General features: G+C 61.6%; 14 protein-coding genes. 10 read left to right on the forward strand and 4 right to left on the reverse strand.

Annotated elements, in window-relative coordinates; genetic code table 11:
* Nucleotides 1-190 precede the first annotated feature (190 nt).
* The 4 genes from dnaE to denD all read left to right on the forward strand — a co-directional run bounded on the left by dnaE (nucleotide 191) and on the right by denD (nucleotide 6,642).
* Nucleotides 191-3,706, forward strand: coding sequence for a DNA polymerase III subunit alpha (dnaE, locus tag ACXYMO_RS16820; RefSeq protein ID WP_458879893.1), 3,516 nt, complete (start codon nucleotides 191-193; stop codon nucleotides 3,704-3,706).
* Between the two features lie 73 nt (nucleotides 3,707-3,779).
* Nucleotides 3,780-4,631 (forward strand): NHL repeat-containing protein, encoded by an 852-nt coding sequence (locus tag ACXYMO_RS16825; RefSeq protein ID WP_458879894.1) that lies wholly within the window; start codon nucleotides 3,780-3,782, stop codon nucleotides 4,629-4,631.
* A gap of 25 nt (nucleotides 4,632-4,656) precedes the next feature.
* Nucleotides 4,657-5,583: a ribokinase gene (locus ACXYMO_RS16830; protein WP_458879895.1), complete on the forward strand. Its 927-nt coding sequence runs from the start codon at nucleotides 4,657-4,659 to the stop codon at nucleotides 5,581-5,583.
* 87 nt (nucleotides 5,584-5,670) lie between these two features.
* Nucleotides 5,671-6,642: a D-erythronate dehydrogenase gene (gene denD, locus ACXYMO_RS16835; RefSeq protein WP_458879896.1), complete on the forward strand. Its 972-nt coding sequence runs from the start codon at nucleotides 5,671-5,673 to the stop codon at nucleotides 6,640-6,642.
* 28 nt (nucleotides 6,643-6,670) lie between these two features.
* On the opposite strand, the gene ACXYMO_RS16840 is transcribed toward denD, so the two are convergent.
* A complete protein-coding gene (locus ACXYMO_RS16840) occupies nucleotides 6,671-6,865 on the reverse strand; it encodes a SlyX family protein (RefSeq protein ID WP_458879897.1) in 195 nt (64 codons plus the stop codon).
* Between the two features lie 110 nt (nucleotides 6,866-6,975).
* On the opposite strand from ACXYMO_RS16840, the gene ACXYMO_RS16845 reads away from it, so the two are divergent.
* From ACXYMO_RS16845 to hisG, 4 genes are all read left to right on the forward strand, one after another.
* Nucleotides 6,976-7,779, forward strand: a complete 804-nt coding sequence (locus ACXYMO_RS16845) for a crotonase/enoyl-CoA hydratase family protein (protein ID WP_458879898.1) — start codon at nucleotides 6,976-6,978, stop codon at nucleotides 7,777-7,779.
* A 100-nt stretch (nucleotides 7,780-7,879) separates the two neighbouring features.
* Entirely contained in the window at nucleotides 7,880-9,370 is a 1,491-nt protein-coding gene (gene hisS / locus ACXYMO_RS16850; RefSeq protein ID WP_458879899.1) for a histidine--tRNA ligase, read from the forward strand.
* The gene (locus ACXYMO_RS16855; RefSeq protein ID WP_458879900.1) at nucleotides 9,370-10,452 is read left to right on the forward strand and encodes an ATP phosphoribosyltransferase regulatory subunit; all 1,083 of its coding nucleotides are present in this window, start codon (nucleotides 9,370-9,372) and stop codon (nucleotides 10,450-10,452) included. The genes hisS and ACXYMO_RS16855 overlap by 1 nt, the downstream gene beginning before the upstream one ends.
* 2 nt (nucleotides 10,453-10,454) lie before the next feature.
* Complete coding sequence (hisG, locus tag ACXYMO_RS16860) at nucleotides 10,455-11,150, forward strand: ATP phosphoribosyltransferase (protein WP_458880151.1); 696 nt, start codon at nucleotides 10,455-10,457, stop codon at nucleotides 11,148-11,150.
* Between the two features lie 157 nt (nucleotides 11,151-11,307).
* Here the strand turns inward: hisG and ACXYMO_RS16865 are convergent, their stop codons facing one another.
* Complete coding sequence (locus ACXYMO_RS16865) at nucleotides 11,308-11,739, reverse strand: hypothetical protein (protein ID WP_458879901.1); 432 nt, start codon at nucleotides 11,737-11,739, stop codon at nucleotides 11,308-11,310.
* A gap of 107 nt (nucleotides 11,740-11,846) precedes the next feature.
* Between ACXYMO_RS16865 and ACXYMO_RS16870 the strand changes: the two genes are divergently transcribed.
* Entirely contained in the window at nucleotides 11,847-12,533 is a 687-nt protein-coding gene (locus tag ACXYMO_RS16870; RefSeq protein WP_458879902.1) for a helix-turn-helix transcriptional regulator, read from the forward strand.
* A 34-nt stretch (nucleotides 12,534-12,567) separates the two neighbouring features.
* Here the strand turns inward: ACXYMO_RS16870 and ACXYMO_RS16875 are convergent, their stop codons facing one another.
* Entirely contained in the window at nucleotides 12,568-12,999 is a 432-nt protein-coding gene (locus tag ACXYMO_RS16875) for a DUF1489 family protein (RefSeq protein ID WP_458879903.1), read from the reverse strand.
* A 119-nt stretch (nucleotides 13,000-13,118) separates the two neighbouring features.
* On the opposite strand from ACXYMO_RS16875, the gene ACXYMO_RS16880 reads away from it, so the two are divergent.
* Complete coding sequence (locus ACXYMO_RS16880; protein ID WP_458879904.1) at nucleotides 13,119-15,431, forward strand: adenosylcobalamin-dependent ribonucleoside-diphosphate reductase; 2,313 nt, start codon at nucleotides 13,119-13,121, stop codon at nucleotides 15,429-15,431.
* Between the two features lie 488 nt (nucleotides 15,432-15,919).
* Here the strand turns inward: ACXYMO_RS16880 and ACXYMO_RS16885 are convergent, their stop codons facing one another.
* Nucleotides 15,920-16,171, reverse strand: coding sequence for a hypothetical protein (locus tag ACXYMO_RS16885; protein WP_458879905.1), 252 nt, complete (start codon nucleotides 16,169-16,171; stop codon nucleotides 15,920-15,922).
* Between the last annotated feature and the right edge of the window lie 5 nt (nucleotides 16,172-16,176).

Raw genomic sequence — 16,176 nt, forward strand, 5'->3', positions numbered from 1 at the left:
TCTGGCAAGCAAAAGGATCGCACTGCAGCGACATTTTTGACCGAAAAGTCAGGAAACGGGGCGAAGTGCAGGGAAAACAGGCAGTCCGCAGGCGGCCTTGGCAGCCTGGCGCCGCCCCGAGTGGTCAGGAACATGTAGTATGCAGCGTGCCGCTCTTGCCGCCATGTGGTGGTGTGGATAGGGTCGGCGCATGAGCAGTTCCCCCCGATTCATTCACCTTCGCCTGCACACCGAATATTCCCTTCTCGAAGGCGCCGTTCGGCTGAAAAAACTGCCCGGTCTGTGTCAAGCGGCGGGCATGCCCGCCGTTGCGGTGACCGATACAAACAACATGTTTTCGGCACTGGAATTTTCCGTAGGTGCCAGCGATGCGGGGATTCAGCCCATTGTCGGCTGTCAGGTTGATCTGGCGTATGTCACCACCCAACCGGGCGAAAAGGAAAAGCCGCCCGCACCGCTGGTCCTGCTGGCGCAGAACGAAACCGGCTATGAAAACCTGATGCAGCTGAACTCCTGCCTTTACATCGGCAAGGGGGGGCAATTGCCGCAGGTCACGCTGAAGGAGCTGGAAACCCATGCGGACGGGGTGATTTGCCTCTCCGGCGGACCGGATGGTCCGGTGGGGCGCCTGCTGCAGGCGGGTCAGCGCCCGGCGGCCGAGGCGCTGGTCGCACGGATGAAAGCCGCCTTTGGCGACCGTCTTTATATCGAACTGCAACGCCACCCCAGCGAAGATGGCACCCAGCCCGAGCCCGAGCGGCTGAGCGAGCAGGGCCATGTCGAAATCGCCTATGCGATGGAAATCCCGCTGGTGGCGACCAACGATGTCTATTTCCCAGACTCCAAGATGTACGAGGCGCATGATGCTCTGATTTGCATCGCGGACGGCGCCTATGTCGATCAGCAGGACCCGCGCCGCCGCCTGACGCCCCAGCATTACTTCAAAACCCCGCAGGAAATGGCCGTTCTGTTTGCCGACCTGCCCGAGGCGATTGAAAACACCGTCGAAATCGCCCGGCGCTGTGCCTTCATGGCCTATCGTCGCGACCCGATCCTGCCCAAATTCGCCGATGACGAGGTCGAGGAACTGCGCCGTCAGGCTGTTGACGGGCTCAAGGCGCGGCTTGCGGTGATCCCTCACGCCGCCCCGGTCGAGGACTATGAAAAACGCCTGGAATTCGAACTCGGTATTATCGAGGGCATGGGCTTTCCCGGCTACTTCCTGATCGTTGCCGACTTCATCAAATGGGCCAAGGATCACAACATCCCCGTGGGTCCGGGGCGCGGGTCGGGTGCGGGCAGCCTTGTGGCCTATGCGCTGACGATCACCGACCTTGATCCGCTGCGTTACAGCCTTCTGTTCGAACGGTTCCTCAACCCCGAACGTGTGTCGATGCCCGACTTTGACATCGACTTTTGTATGGACCGGCGCGAGGAAGTGATCCGCTACGTTCAGGAAAAATATGGTCGCGACAAGGTGGGCCAGATCATCACCTTTGGTGCGCTCTTGTCCAAGGCTGCGGTGCGCGACATCGGGCGCGTGTTGCAGATGCCCTATGGTCAGGTGGACCGGCTGTCGAAAATGATCCCGGTCGAGGGGGTCAAACCCGTCAGCATCGAAAAGGCGCTGGCGGATGAGCCGCGCCTGCGCGAAGAGGCCAAGAACGAAGAGGTCGTTGACCGCCTGCTGACCTATGGCCAACAGGTCGAAGGCCTGCTCAGAAACGCATCGACCCACGCCGCTGGTGTGGTGATCGGTGACCGCCCGCTTGATGCGCTAGTGCCGCTCTATCAGGATCCGCGCTCGGACATGCCCGCGACCCAGTTCAACATGAAATGGGTGGAACAGGCCGGTCTGGTGAAATTCGACTTTCTGGGCCTGAAAACCCTGACCGTCATTCAGAACGCGGTGGATCTGATCCTGAAATCGGGCCGTCCCCTGCATATCGCGGCGGATGGGACCGAACTCTACCAACCCGCCGAGGGCACAGAAAACGATATCAACGCCATCCCGCTGGATGATGAGGCGTCCTATAAACTCTATGCCGCCGCCAAGACGGTTGCGGTGTTCCAGGTGGAAAGTTCGGGCATGATGGACGCCCTGAAACGCATGCGCCCCACCTGTATCGAAGACATCGTTGCCCTTGTGGCGCTGTACCGTCCGGGCCCGATGGAAAACATCCCGACCTATTGCGAGGTGAAGAACGGGCAAAAGGAACGCGCCTCGGTCCATCCGCTGATCGACCATATCCTTGAAGAAACCCAAGGCATCATCGTCTATCAGGAACAGGTGATGCAAATCGCTCAGGTGATGGCCGGATATTCCCTGGGCGGCGCCGACCTGTTGCGCCGCGCAATGGGTAAAAAGATCAAAGAGGCGATGGACGCCGAACGCCCAAAATTTGAAAAGGGGGCGGCCGAAAACGGCGTCGAAAAGAAAAAGGCCAGCGAGGTTTTCGACCTGCTGGAGAAATTCGCCAACTACGGGTTCAACAAATCCCACGCGGCGGCCTATGCGGTGGTCAGCTATCAGACCGCCTGGCTCAAGGCGAACCACCCGGTCGAATTTATGGCCGGGGTGATGAACTGCGATATTCACCTCACGGACAAGCTGGCCATCTATTTCGAAGAGGTCAAAAAAGGTCTTGATCTGCCATGGGTGCCGCCCTGCGTGAACCGGTCGCAAGCGACCTTCGATGTGGTCGATGGCGCGTTGGTCTATGGGCTTGGCGCGCTGAAGAACGTTGGGGTCGAGGCGATGCGCCTGATCACCGAGGCGCGCATGGTCGATGGTGTCGAAAAACCCTTTGCCACCCTGTTCGACCTGGCCCGCCGGGCCGATCTGAAACGCGTCGGCAAACGGCCGATGGAAATGCTGGCCCGCGCCGGGGCGTTCGATCAGCTGGATCCGAACCGCCGCCGCGTGTTCGACAGCCTGGATGCGCTGGTCAACTATTCCGCCGCGATCCACGATCAGAAGAATTCAAACCAGGTGTCCCTGTTCGGCGAGGCGGGCGATGACCTGCCCGAACCGCGCCTGTCACAGGCCCCCGACTGGCTGCCCGCCGAACGGCTGAGCGAAGAGTTCAAGGCCATCGGATTCTATCTGTCAGGCCATCCTCTGGATGACTATATGGCCCCGCTCAAACGCAAGGGCGTGGTCACGCTGGACGAATTGCGCGCCAAGGCAGAACGCGGCGCACTGGTGGCCCAGCTGGCCGGCGTGGTCGCAGGCCGTCAGGAGCGTAAATCGGCCCGCGGCAACCGGTTCGCCTTTGTCCAGATGAGCGACACGACCGGCGCCTTTGAAGTGACGTTGTTTTCCGAGGCGCTGGAAAAATCGCGCGAACATCTGGATGCCGGATCAAAGGTCGTCGTGTCGGTCGAGGCGACGATGGAAAGCGATCAACTGAAACTGCTGGGCCGCTCGGTCGCCCCGATCGATGCCGCCATCGCATCAGCCGGAACCAGCGGATTGCGCGTGTTCATCGAGGATGCCGCAGCGATCTCGACGGTCGCCACCGTTCTGGAAGAGGCGCAGGCCGCTGCCCGCGCCGCGGCCCGTGGACCTGTTCAGCTGTGTCTTATGGACCCGAACCTCCCAGGCGAGGTCGAGATGGAACTAGGGCAGGAGTTTGCGGTCAATCCGCAGATCAAGGGCGCGATCAAAAGCCTCGAAGGCGTCGTTCTGGTGGAAGAGCTTTAGCCCCTGATCCGCATTGTTATTGGATCGGGGCGTGCTGGCCGTGTAGGCTGCCCCCGTATTTGGGGGGATGGCGATGCGCTGGGCAATTCTGATCTTGACGATGGTCCTTGGTGGCCCGGTTTGGGCGCAGGCCCCCTTTGCCACCTTCGACAAGGCCAGCGAGGCGATGCTGAGCGATCCGCATGATCTGGCCTTTGGTCCAGACGGACAGCTTTATATCGCCGACAAATTCGGCAGCCGGATCGTGATCATGGACCCCGACACGCTAGAGGTGACGGGGGTGATCGCCGATGGTCGTTTGCCCGGCGTACATGACATCTCCTTCGGTCCGGATGGCAAGGCTTATGTCGCCGTGACCGGCGCCAGCGCCGTTGCGATATTGGCGCCCGACCCCCAAGGGTACGTTCTGGAAGGGGCGCTGCAACCCTTTCCAAGGACCGAGGGCGTTCTGGCCCATTCCAACGGGCGCACCTACATCATGTCCTCGGGCACGGGCGAATTGGTGATGATGCAGGGCAGCGATCTGTTGGGGGTGACGTCTGGCATGCCGGGTGCCCATGACGTGGCCGAGGCGCCGGACGGGTCGATTTGGGTGGCCGACAACATGCAATTGCGGCTGGTCCGTTTTTCCCCCGAGCTGGAACAGCTTCAGGTCATACAGGGCGTCGGGTTCGGGTTTGCCGGACCACGATATATGGATGTCGATGACGCTGGCCGCCTGATCGTGGCCGATCAGGACGCGCACCGCATCCTGCTGATCGACCCGCTTGAGAACCGACTGGTCGGGGCGCTGGGCGATGGGATGCCGGGCAAGGGGCCCTACAAATTCGATGATCCCGAAGGTGTGGCCGTGCGCGGAAATGCCTATTACATTTCCGACAGTGATAATAACCGGATCGTCAAATACGTGGTGATCCTGAATTGAGTGCAATCAGACGGGGCAGGGACGGATGAGCAAACCAATCGTCATTCTCGGTGTGTTCGTGGCCGACACCAGCTTTCGTGCCGACCGCCCGCCACGCATGGGCGAAACCATTCTCGGCAACAGCTTTGCACTGGGGCCCGGCGGGAAAGGGTCAAACCAGGCGGTCGCTGCCGCCCGTGCAGGGGCCCGGACCCATTTCATCACCCGTTTGGGGCGCGATGCCTTTGCCGATATGGCCTTGTCGATCTGGTCCGACGCCGGCGTCGTGCCCGAAATCACCCAGCAGGACGACGGCTACACCGGAGCCGCCTATATCTTCATCGAAGAGGCGACCGGCAACAATGCGATCATCATCTGCCCCGGCGTGGCCAGCGCGATTTCGACAAATGATATCGATGCCCACCGTGACCTGATAGGGGGGGCGGGCGTGTTCATGACCCAGTTGGAACAACCCATTCCGGCCGCGCATCATGGGCTGAGCGTGGCGCGCGCGGGCGGCGCGGTCACGATCCTGAACCCGGCCCCTGCCGCCGATCTGCCCGAGGGCATGCTCGCACTGTGTGACTATGTCACCCCGAACGAGAGCGAGGCCGAAGCGCTGACCGGCATCGCCGTGCAAACGGTTGCCGACGCCACCCGCGCGGCGCAGGCCCTGCTGGACAAGGGCGTTGGCGCCGCGATCATCACGCTGGGTGAAAACGGCGCGCTGTTTCATGACGGGCGCGATCCGGTGCATGTCCCGGCGTTCGACGCCGGGCCGGTGGTGGAAACGACCGGCGCGGGGGATGCGTTCAACGGCGGCTTTGCAGCGGCGCTGGCGCGCGGGGACACGCCGATCGACGCGGTGCGCTTTGGCAGCGCGACGGCGGCAATTTCCGTGACCCGGCCGGGCACCGCGCCAGCGATGCCGTCAGAGCAGGAAATCCGCGCGCTGCTTGCATCTCAGGGATGACGGGGGCGACAATCCACTGTTCGCCTGCTTTGTTAACTACTAGGGTCCGGGAAACCGAAACGCATATCCAATTGGGGGGACACCGAAATGACCAAAATCCTGATCCTTGGCGGTGGGGGCATGATCGGCCAGAAACTGGCCCGAAACCTGCTGAACGACGGCTGGGAAGGTCAGCCTGTCGATATCACGTCGCACGACATCGCCTTTCCGCCCGACGCGGCCCCCGTGCAGCGGCAGGTCGTGGGCAATATCACCGATGCAGCAGAGATCAATGCGCTTGTGGCCGAACGCCCCGATGTGGTGTTTCACCTTGCCTCGATCGTATCGGGTGAGGCCGAAAAGGATTTCGACAAGGGCTGGCAGGTGAACATGTTCCCTTGCTGGGAGCTTCTGGAATCCCTGCGTGCCCAGAATGTGGAAAGCGCAGGCAGCTATCTGCCCCGGCTGGTATTCTCCTCGTCCATCGCGGTGTTCGGGGCGCCATTCCCCGACATGATCGACGATGAATTCCTGACTGCGCCGCTGACGTCCTATGGCGCGCAAAAGGCAATCTGCGAGCTGATGATCTCCGATTTCAGCCGCAAGGGGTTCATCGATGGCGTTTCGATCCGTTTGCCCACCATCTGCGTGCGTCCCGGCAAACCGAACGCGGCGGCCTCGGGGTTCTTTTCCGGCATCATCCGCGAACCTCTGAACGGGCAAGAGGCGATTCTGCCGGTTGATGACACGGTGACGCACAGCCATGCCTCGCCCCGCTCGGCCGTCGGGTTCCTGCGCCGCGCGGGCACGATCGATACCGATCTGCTGGAAAACCGGCGCGCGCTTAACATGCCGGGGGTATCCTGCACCGTGGCCGAACAGATCGAGGCGCTGCGCGATGTGGCGGGCAACAATGTCGTGTCCCTGATCCGCAGCGAACCCGATCCGGATATCATCCGCATCGTCGATGGCTGGCCCCAGCGGTTCGATTCAAAACGCGCGCGCGGATTGGGTTTTCAGGCGGAAAACACATTTCATGACATCATCCGCACTTACATGGAGGATGACCTGAACCGCTGATGCGGCGTGGGCCGCGGCCCGCGAAGGGTCAGTAATGGGGCGGGCGTTCATCGCCGATGAATACGCCGCCGGTACTCTGTGCATCGCGATCCGCCTCGCGCTGCATCAGCATCTGCACGCGGCGCGTCAGCACGTCGATTTCGCGCTGCTGGCGGGTCACGACCTCGTTCAGCTCATCAACGGTGCGGGTGAGGTGGGCGATCTGCTCTTCCAGATGTTGCATTTGGGCCGGGCTCCTGCGGGATGGGGGCGTCATACATCGGGGCACCGGTGCCGCCAAGCGCCTTGCGCGGAAAACACGCCCCCGCCAGAATGTGACCGGGGGGAAGGTTCATGACAATCCAAATCAAAACCGGTCAGGGTGTGACGACCATCACCATCGTCCGGCCAGAGGCGCGCAATGCGGTGAATCCGGACACGGCGCGGGCCCTGTTCGACGCTTTCCTGGCGTTCCAGACGGATGAAACGGCCAAGGTGGCCATCCTGACCGGGGCCGACGGCGCGTTCTGCGCGGGTTTTGATCTGAAAGCGGCCGGAGCAGGCGACGCCGATGCGTGGTTCAATGGCCTGAACATTCCTGCCGACTGGGACGATCCGGTCGGTGCGCCGTTGCCCGGACCGATGGGGCCGTCGCGCCTGATGCTGGGAAAACCGGTGATCGCGGCAATCGAAGGTCCCGCCGTCGCCGGCGGCATGGAACTGGCCGCGTGGTGCGATCTGCGCGTAATGGCGCAAGGTGCGGTGACCGGGGTCTATTGCCGCCGCTGGGGCGTGCCGCTGATCGACGGGGGCACCGTGCGCCTGCCGCGCCTTTTGGGGCAGGGACGGGCCAGTGACCTGATCTTGACAGGCCGCCCGGTCGATGCGGATGAGGCTTTGGCGATGGGCTTTGCCAACCGGATTTGCGACACCGGCACGGCACTGGAGACCGCGCAGTCCCTTGCGCGGGATCTGTGCCGCTTTCCGCAGGCCTGCATGCGGGCCGATCATCTGTCGGCCCGGATGCCGCCACCCGATCTGGCCGCCGCGCTGCGCCGCGAATGGCGCTCGGCCGCCGCATTTCGCGCCGAAGGACGGGCCGGGGCGGCCCGGTTCGCCGCCGGAAAGGGACGCGCCGGGGATTTCGCCGATATCTGACAGGTGCGAAAAGGCGAGGGACAGATCGGTGCATCACCTTGCTCCTCACCACCCCTTCGGCTAGACCCCGCCGCAACCGGTTTGCCCAAGGACGCCCGTCATGGCCAAAGTCAAGAAACAACCCCGCCCCAAGGCCGAAACGCCCAAAGGGTTCCGCGATTATTTCGGCGACGAGGTAACGCAGCGCGGCGATATGCTGCGCGCGATTGCCGACGTCTATCATCGCTATGGGTTTGATGCCTTGGAAACCAGTGCGGTTGAAACCATCGAGGCGCTGGGCAAGTTCCTGCCCGACGTGGACCGGCCCAACGATGGCGTCTTTGCCTGGCAAGAGGCCGACGACGCGGACAAGGGCGATTGGCTTGCCCTGCGCTATGACCTGACGGCGCCCCTGGCGCGGGTCTATGCCCAGCACCGCAACGACCTGCCCACGCCCTATCGCCGCTATGCGATGGGGCCGGTCTGGCGCAACGAAAAGCCGGGTCCGGGGCGGTATCGCCAGTTCTATCAGTGTGACGCCGACACGGTCGGCGCCCCCAGCGTGGCCGCCGATGCCGAGATTTGTTCGATGCTGTCCGACACGCTCGAGGGCGCCGGCATCCCGCGCGGCGATTACGTGATCCGGGTGAACAATCGCAAGGTTCTGAACGGGGTGCTGGAAACCATGGGGCTGACGGATGAGGCGGGTGCCGACCGCGACGCGGTTCTGCGCACCATCGATAAGTTCGACAAGGTCGGCGAAAGCGGCGTGCGCGAATTGCTGACCAAAGGCCGCCTTGATGCATCCGGCGCCTATATCGACGGTGTCGGGCTAAGCGAGGATCAGGCCGAACCGGTGATTGCGTTCCTGACCTCCAAGGCCGGCGATGCCGCCAGAACGCTGGCCAACCTGCGCGATGCTGTGGGGGGATCGGAGATGGGCCTCAAAGGGATCGAAGAACTGGAAACGATAGGTGATCTGGTGCAGGCGCAGGGCTATGGCGCGGACCGGATCGACATTGATCCTTCGGTCGTTCGTGGGCTTGGCTATTACACCGGGCCGGTGTTCGAGGCAGAACTGACCTTTGAAATCTTTGATGAAAAAGGGCGCAAACGGCAGTTCGGCTCGGTGGCGGGCGGTGGGCGCTATGACGATCTGGTCAAACGCTTTACCGGGCAAGAGGTGCCGGCAACCGGCATTTCCATCGGGGTGGACCGCCTGTTGGCGGCCCTGCGTGAAAAAGGGCGGATTTCGTCGCAACCTGTTGGTCCCGTCGTCGTGACGGTGATGGATCGCGACCGCATGGCCGATTATCAGGCGATGGTGACCGAACTGCGCAACGCGGGGATCCGGGCCGAGGTCTATCTGGGCAACCCCAAGAATTTCGGCAACCAGATGAAATACGCCGATCGACGCAATTCCCCCATCGCTGTGATCGAGGGTGGCGACGAAAAAGAGCGCGGCGTCATCCAGATCAAGGATCTGGTCCTGGGCGCCAAGATCGCCGAAAACGCGACGCTCGAGGAATGGAAGGAACGTCCCAGCCAGTTCGAAGTGCCCCGCGATCAATTGGTCGCCAAGGTGCGCGAAATTCTGGACGGACAAGACTGATGCCAAGCCGCGCCGAAACTTTGGCACGCGCCGCGGGCCTGCGCGACCGGTTTGAACAGGCCGGAGCACAGGCAGTGGAAACCCCGATCCTGCAACCGGCGGAAACCTTGCTGGACCTTTATGGCGAAGACATTCGCGCGCGCGCCTATGTCACCTCGGACGCACTGCGCGGGGAACAGATGCTGCGCCCGGATTTCACCGTGCCCGTGGTGCAGATGCACATGGAGCAGGGGGCCGAACCCGCCCGCTATACCTATGCGGGCGAGGTGTTTCGCCGTCAGGAACATGATGCCGATCGGGCGAACGAATTCGTTCAGGTCGGATACGAGGTGTTCGATCGCTCGAACGTGGCCGCCGCCGATGCCGAGGTATTCGCGCTGTTTGCCGAGGTTCTCGCACCGCTGAACCTGCGCGCGGCAACCGGGGATATCGGCATTCTGATGGCGGCCGTGCAGGGGCTGACCACATCCGACCGGCGCAAGGCGGCACTGATGCGCCACATCTGGCGCCCGCGCCGGTTTCGTGCGCTGCTGGATCGTTTTGCCCACCGGTCGCCCGTGCCAGCCAGCCGCACAGCTCTGTTGGCAATGTCCGATCCGTTCGATGCCACCGGTCCCGAAATCGGGTTGCGCAGCCGTTGCGAAGTTGAAGCGCGTATCGAGGCCCTGCGCGCCGATGCCGCCGAACCCCCCATTGCCAATCATGAGCTTTCGGCGCTGGAGAGCCTTCTGGCGGTGCGCGAAACCGTGCCCTTCGCTCTGGAAAGGCTCAGCGATATCGCGGTTGACCTGCCGTCGATCCTGCCTGCGGTCGAGCGTTTGAAACTGCGTGCCGAGGCGTTGACCCAACGCGGCGTCAACGTGCAAACCCTTGATTTCGAGGCGAGCTATGGCCGCACGTCGATGGAATATTACGATGGTTTCGTGTTCGGGTTCTACGCCGAGTCCAAACCCGACCTGCCCGCGGTGGCCAGCGGCGGGCGCTATGACGCGCTGACCCGCCGGCTGGGGCAGGGCGCCGAAATCCCGGCTGTGGGCGGGGTCCTGCGCCCCGGCCTGATGCTTGAGCTGGAGGGCGCATGACCATGACGCTTAAGCTGGGTGTGCCGTCCAAGGGGCGGCTGATGGAAAAGACATTCCAATGGTTCGAAAAGCGCGGCGTGACCCTGTCGCGCACCGGCAATGACCGTGAATATGCCGGGGCCGTCGACGGTGTCGAAGGCATGGCGCTGGTTCTGCTGTCTGCCGGTGAAATCCCGCGGGAACTGGCCGCCGGGCGCATTCATCTGGGCGTGACCGGCACCGATCTGGTGCACGAAAAACTACCCCGCTGGGAACAGCAGATCGAAGAGATCGCGCCGCTTGGGTTCGGTCATGCCGATCTTGTTTTGGCCGTGCCGAATTTCTGGGTCGATGTGGACACGCTGGATGATCTGGATGCCGCCGCAGCCGCGTTTCGCGACACTCACGGGTTCCGCATGCGCATCGCCACCAAGTATCACCAACTTGTGCGCGATTTCCTGCGCGATGGGGGCGTTGCCGATTACGCCCTTGTCGACAGCCAGGGCGCGACCGAAGGCACGGTGAAAAACGAAACCGCCGAGGCGGTGGCGGATATCACCTCGACCGGCGAAACCCTGCGCGCGAACCACCTGAAACTGCTGAACGACGGTTTGATCCTGCGCAGTCAGGCAACCCTGTGGCGCAGTCGCGTCGCCGAGTACTCGGATGAGGAAAAGGCGACCCTGAAGGCCCTGTTCAAACTCCTCGACGCGACCTGAGCAGCGCTGGCCGTTGTGGACCGGCAGACACCTTTGACTTTTCTGTCACAGAGCTGACCCAGCCGATCGGGGATCGAACGGCAGACATTCACGCGGGCTGCTACAGGTCCGAGCCAGGGTCGCAAGAATGCTGCTCTGAAGCGAACGGCCGCGTCATCTAGACGTCAAATCCCCGGTTCCACCATCGGTTGGGATTTTCGCGATCTTCGCTATAGTCTGCGCGGCTCGCCATGACCTGCTGTATGATGATGACCGGTTCCTCGTAGGAATGTGTATGCCGAACGGCTTCAATCGCCTTTGCAAGCATTTCAATGCCACCGGCGACTGTGAACGTCAGCACCCTTGCCGGCATCTTAACCGTTTCTTCTGAGGTGCCCAGCTTTGAGCCCTGTTTGGGCCGGAAAAACTGCATACCCGGTCCACTCTCGAATGCGACGCCTTCATACGGACCGTATTCAAGTCCCACGGCATCAACCACTGCCTGACGAACGCGCGCATCATCGCGATCCGCCAGTTCGACCCATAACATCCACGACTCAACGAACGAACATGTCGTCAGGGTGTTGTTCAGTTCAGATAGCTCTCTCATTTTCCGGAACCTTTCTCGCCTTGATTGGAAGATTCCCTATCAGGGGCTTACTGACACATGCGTGGCAGTAGTGTTATGGTTTCCAAAGTCACAGCTGGAGGTACTCCATGGCGAGGACAGAGCGTCTCTTCGACATCATTCAAATTCTCCGCACGGCGTCGAAGCCTGTTCTGGCGGCGCAAATCGCGGAAACTCTGGAGGTCTCAATCAGGACTGTTTATCGCGATATTGCCCATTTGCAGGCGCGGCAGGTTCCCATCTATGGCGAAACCGGGGTCGGGTACATCATGCGCGCCGGGTACGATCTCCCACCCCTGAGCTTTGATGAAGACGAGGCCGAGGCGATCATTCTCGGTCTGTCCATGGTCGCAAGGACAGGGGATGGTGGATTGTGGAAGTCAGCAAAAGCCGCGGCGCGGAAACTTCGAGAAGTGGCGCCGGGCGTGCGGCATCTGATAGCGTCCTCGTGGGGGAATGATGCGTCGGACGCAGGATACACCTCGCTCATCAGGCGCGCGATCCGAACGGAAACGAAACTGCGACTGTCTTATGGCGACGCCAACGGAGTGCGGACTGATCGTACCGTTTGGCCTCTGGCGATGATCTACTATTGCGACAACGAGGTGCTTGTTTCCTGGTGCGAATTGCGGGGCGCAATCAGGCATTTTCGTGTGGACAGGATGCTTGGGTGCGCGCTGTTGGCTGATGAATTTCAGGGCTCAGGGGCTGCGATCTTGTCCGATTGGGAGGAAAAACAAAAGGCGCTGGTCGTTCAAACCGAGCAGCTTCTTTGAACCTGACCCTTCGATAGCCGTCGGTTTTTCGACCTCAAAGCACGCCGATTTCTGCCAGCGCGCGGTTCAACTCGACCGGCAACGGGTCTTCGTTTTCGCGCCCTTCCGGCAGGTCGGGCGGCGCCTCGGCAACGGGAAGGTAGCGCCAGCCCTGAAACGGGCGTTTGGTTGCGCTCTGGGTGCGGTGCAACGCAGGGTCCAGAACGATGGCGCAGCGCCGGATGCCGTCCTGTCCAATCACCTCGTCGAGACGCAGGATGCGCTGGCGGCACTGGATCAGCCCCTTGAAAACCCAATAGATCGACCCGCCGTTCAGGATCTCCTCCGCGCGCTTGGGCCACATGCGGGTGACGTGGCGCGGCAATCCGTCGGCCCCCTGCGCGCGCGTGCTCGCCTGCCATGCGGCCAGCGTTTCCACCGTCTCGGTCCCGACGGAGAGTTTGATCAGATTGACGGTTTTATCCACAGAGTCGTCCCCAGGCCACAGCCCATATTGTAGCTTGCTGACGAGGCACGGCAACCTGTTGTGCTGCTGGGCCGCTTTGCGGTACTGTGAGACCCTGTCTCCATTTCGGGAATCCTGCCATGAGCCGTTTCGCTGCCCCCATCGCCGAGCAGATCTGGGATATGAAGTACCGCTTCAAGGATGAAGAGGGCACGCCCATCGACAAAAGCGTCGAGGACACGTGGCGCCGCATCGCCCGCGATCTGGCTCGGGTCGAGGATGACCCGGGCAAGTGGGAAGAGGTGTTTTACGAGGCCCTGACGGATTTCAAATACCTGCCCGCAGGACGGATCACCGCAGGGGCGGGCACCGCCCGGCAGGTCACCCTGTTCAACTGTTTTGTCATGGGCACCATCCCCGACAGCATGGGCGGCATTTTCGAGATGCTGAAAGAGGCCGCCCTGACCATGCAGCAGGGCGGCGGCATCGGGTACGATTTCAGCACCATTCGCCCCAAGGGTGCATCGGTGTCGGGCGTTGCGGCGGATGCCTCCGGGCCGCTCAGCTTCATGGATGTCTGGGACGCCATGTGCCGCACCATCATGAGCGCCGGGTCGCGCCGCGGGGCGATGATGGCGACGATGCGCTGCGATCACCCCGATATCGAAGATTTCATCATCGCCAAATCCGATTCCGCCCGTCTGCGGATGTTCAACCTGTCGGTGCTGGTGACGGATGCCTTCATGGAAGCGGTCAAGACCGATGGACCGTGGGAGCTGGAGTTCGACGGCAAGGTCTATCACACGCTGCAGGCGCGCGACCTGTGGAACAGGATCATGCAGGGCACCTATGATTACGCCGAACCCGGGGTGATCTTCATCGACCGGATCAACGCGGCCAACAACCTGAATTATTGCGAAACCATCGCCGCGACGAACCCCTGCGGGGAACAACCGCTGCCGCCCTATGGCGCCTGCCTGCTGGGGTCGATCAACCTCGCGCGGATGATCAGTGAACCGTTCGAAGACGGCGCCGCGCTGAACGAAGCCGCGCTGAGCGACCTGGTGACAACAGCGGTCCGGATGATGGACAACGTGGTGGATGCATCGAAATTCCCGCTGCCGCAACAGGCCGAAGAAGCGCGCAACAAACGGCGGATCGGGCTGGGCGTGACCGGGTTGGCCGATGCCCTTTTGATGCTGGGCCTGCGCTATGGCTCGGACGAGGCGGCGCGTCAGACCGAACACTGGTTGCACGCGATCGCCCGCGCCGCATACCTGGCGTCGGTGCAATTGGCCAAGGAAAAGGGCGCCTTCCCGCTGTTCGACGCGGATGGATACCTGGCCAGCGGCAACATGATGAACATGGATGACGATGTCCGCGCCGCGGTGCGCGAACACGGTATCCGAAATGCTTTGCTGACCTCGATCGCGCCGACCGGGACCATCAGCCTGTATGCCGGTAACGTCAGTTCCGGGATCGAGCCTGTCTTTGCCTATGCCTATAACCGGAAGGTCCTGCAAAAGGACGGCAGCCGCACCGAAGAGGAAGTGGTCGATTACGCCGTGCAGATGTGGCGCGACGAATTCGGCGACCGCGAACTGCCAGAGTATTTCGTGAATGCCCAGACGCTCAGCCCGTCGGACCACGTCAAGATGCAGGCCGCCGCGCAGAAATGGGTGGATTCGTCCATTTCCAAGACGATCAACTGCCCCGAGGACATCAGTTTCGACGACTTCAAGGACGTTTATATGCAGGCCTGGGATACGGGCTGCAAAGGGTGCACCACCTATCGGCCAAACGAGGTAACAGGATCGGTCCTGAGTGTCGCCGAGAAGCCGGACGCGCAGACGACGGCCAATGGCGGCGCGCCCGAGGTGATCACATCCGAGATGGGCGAACCGATGACCCCGCATGGCGATGTCATCTACATGTCCGAACCGCTGGACCGTCCGCAGACCCTTGAGGGGAACACCTACAAGCTCAAATGGCCTGACAGCGAACACGCGATCTACCTGACGATCAACGACATCATCATCAACGGCCACCGCCGTCCTTTCGAGGTGTTCATCAACTCCAAGAACATGGAGCATTTCGCCTGGACCGTCGCTCTGACGCGGATGATATCGGCAGTGTTCCGGCGCGGCGGGGATGTGAGTTTCGTGGTAGAAGAACTCAAGGCCGTGTTTGATCCGCGTGGCGGGGCCTGGATGCAGGGTAAATACATCCCGTCGATTCTGGCGGCAATCGGCAGCGTGATCGAACGCCACCTGATTTCCATCGGCTTTATCGAAGGCGAGGGCATGGGGCTGAAAAGCGACCCGCAAGCGCAGGTTATGGCGGTTGGGGAAACGCCGCGTGGCAAGGCCTGCCCCAGCTGTGGCCAGTACGAAATGCGCATGATCGAAGGCTGCATGACCTGTGCAAGCTGCGGCTATTCGAAATGTCAGTAGGGCTGCCAAAGGATCAATTGTTGTTCTGACCGCCAATTAATGGCCACCGGCGGGGCTGAAATAGCCATTTTGCAAGCATAAGAGGGGAATCGGGCCGAAACGCCCGATTTTCTGGTTTTGAGCCCCTGAAACACGATCCCCGAGGTTCGACTCTGTCCCAAGGGATATGGTGTGGTAGAAGTGTTGTCCAAAACTGAATTCGAAGAAATTCTTATCCGGTTCGGAGTTCTCAAGAGCAGGGATGCAAAGCCTATTGCTCCTCGTCGGATGTGATGCGGTTGACGCTTGACCGGTGGGTCGTCCGGAGCAGTGTGGCTTCCATGAGATAGACGCGTTGAATGGGGCGGTCGCGTCTGCTGACCAGGGCGATAGGTTGTCTCAGAGGGCAACTATACCCGGTGGCCCCTTATCTGAGGAAACCTTTCATGGGCTGAAACGCAAATGGGGCGGCCAGAGGCCACCCCATTGTCTATCAGTTTATCTCTGGTCTACGTGAGGTTCGTTGTTGGTGCGCGCACCGCTGCTTCTATCCGTGCATAGGCAATGAGGATCTCGTGCTGCGAATGTCCGCCATCGCAGCAAGGACAGGAGATCAAAGTGCCACCCGTATCCAAGATCTGATACCCGAGCGCGACAAAAGCCTCCCTTGCTGCTTCTGCAAACAGATCGAGGTGGTGCTGCCATTGCATCACCGAGAAGCACGCGATTTCGCGCTGCCGGAAGGCCCGTGGAGGAGCCATCCTGG

It is taken from the genome of Arenibacterium sp. CAU 1754 (assembly GCF_054482635.1).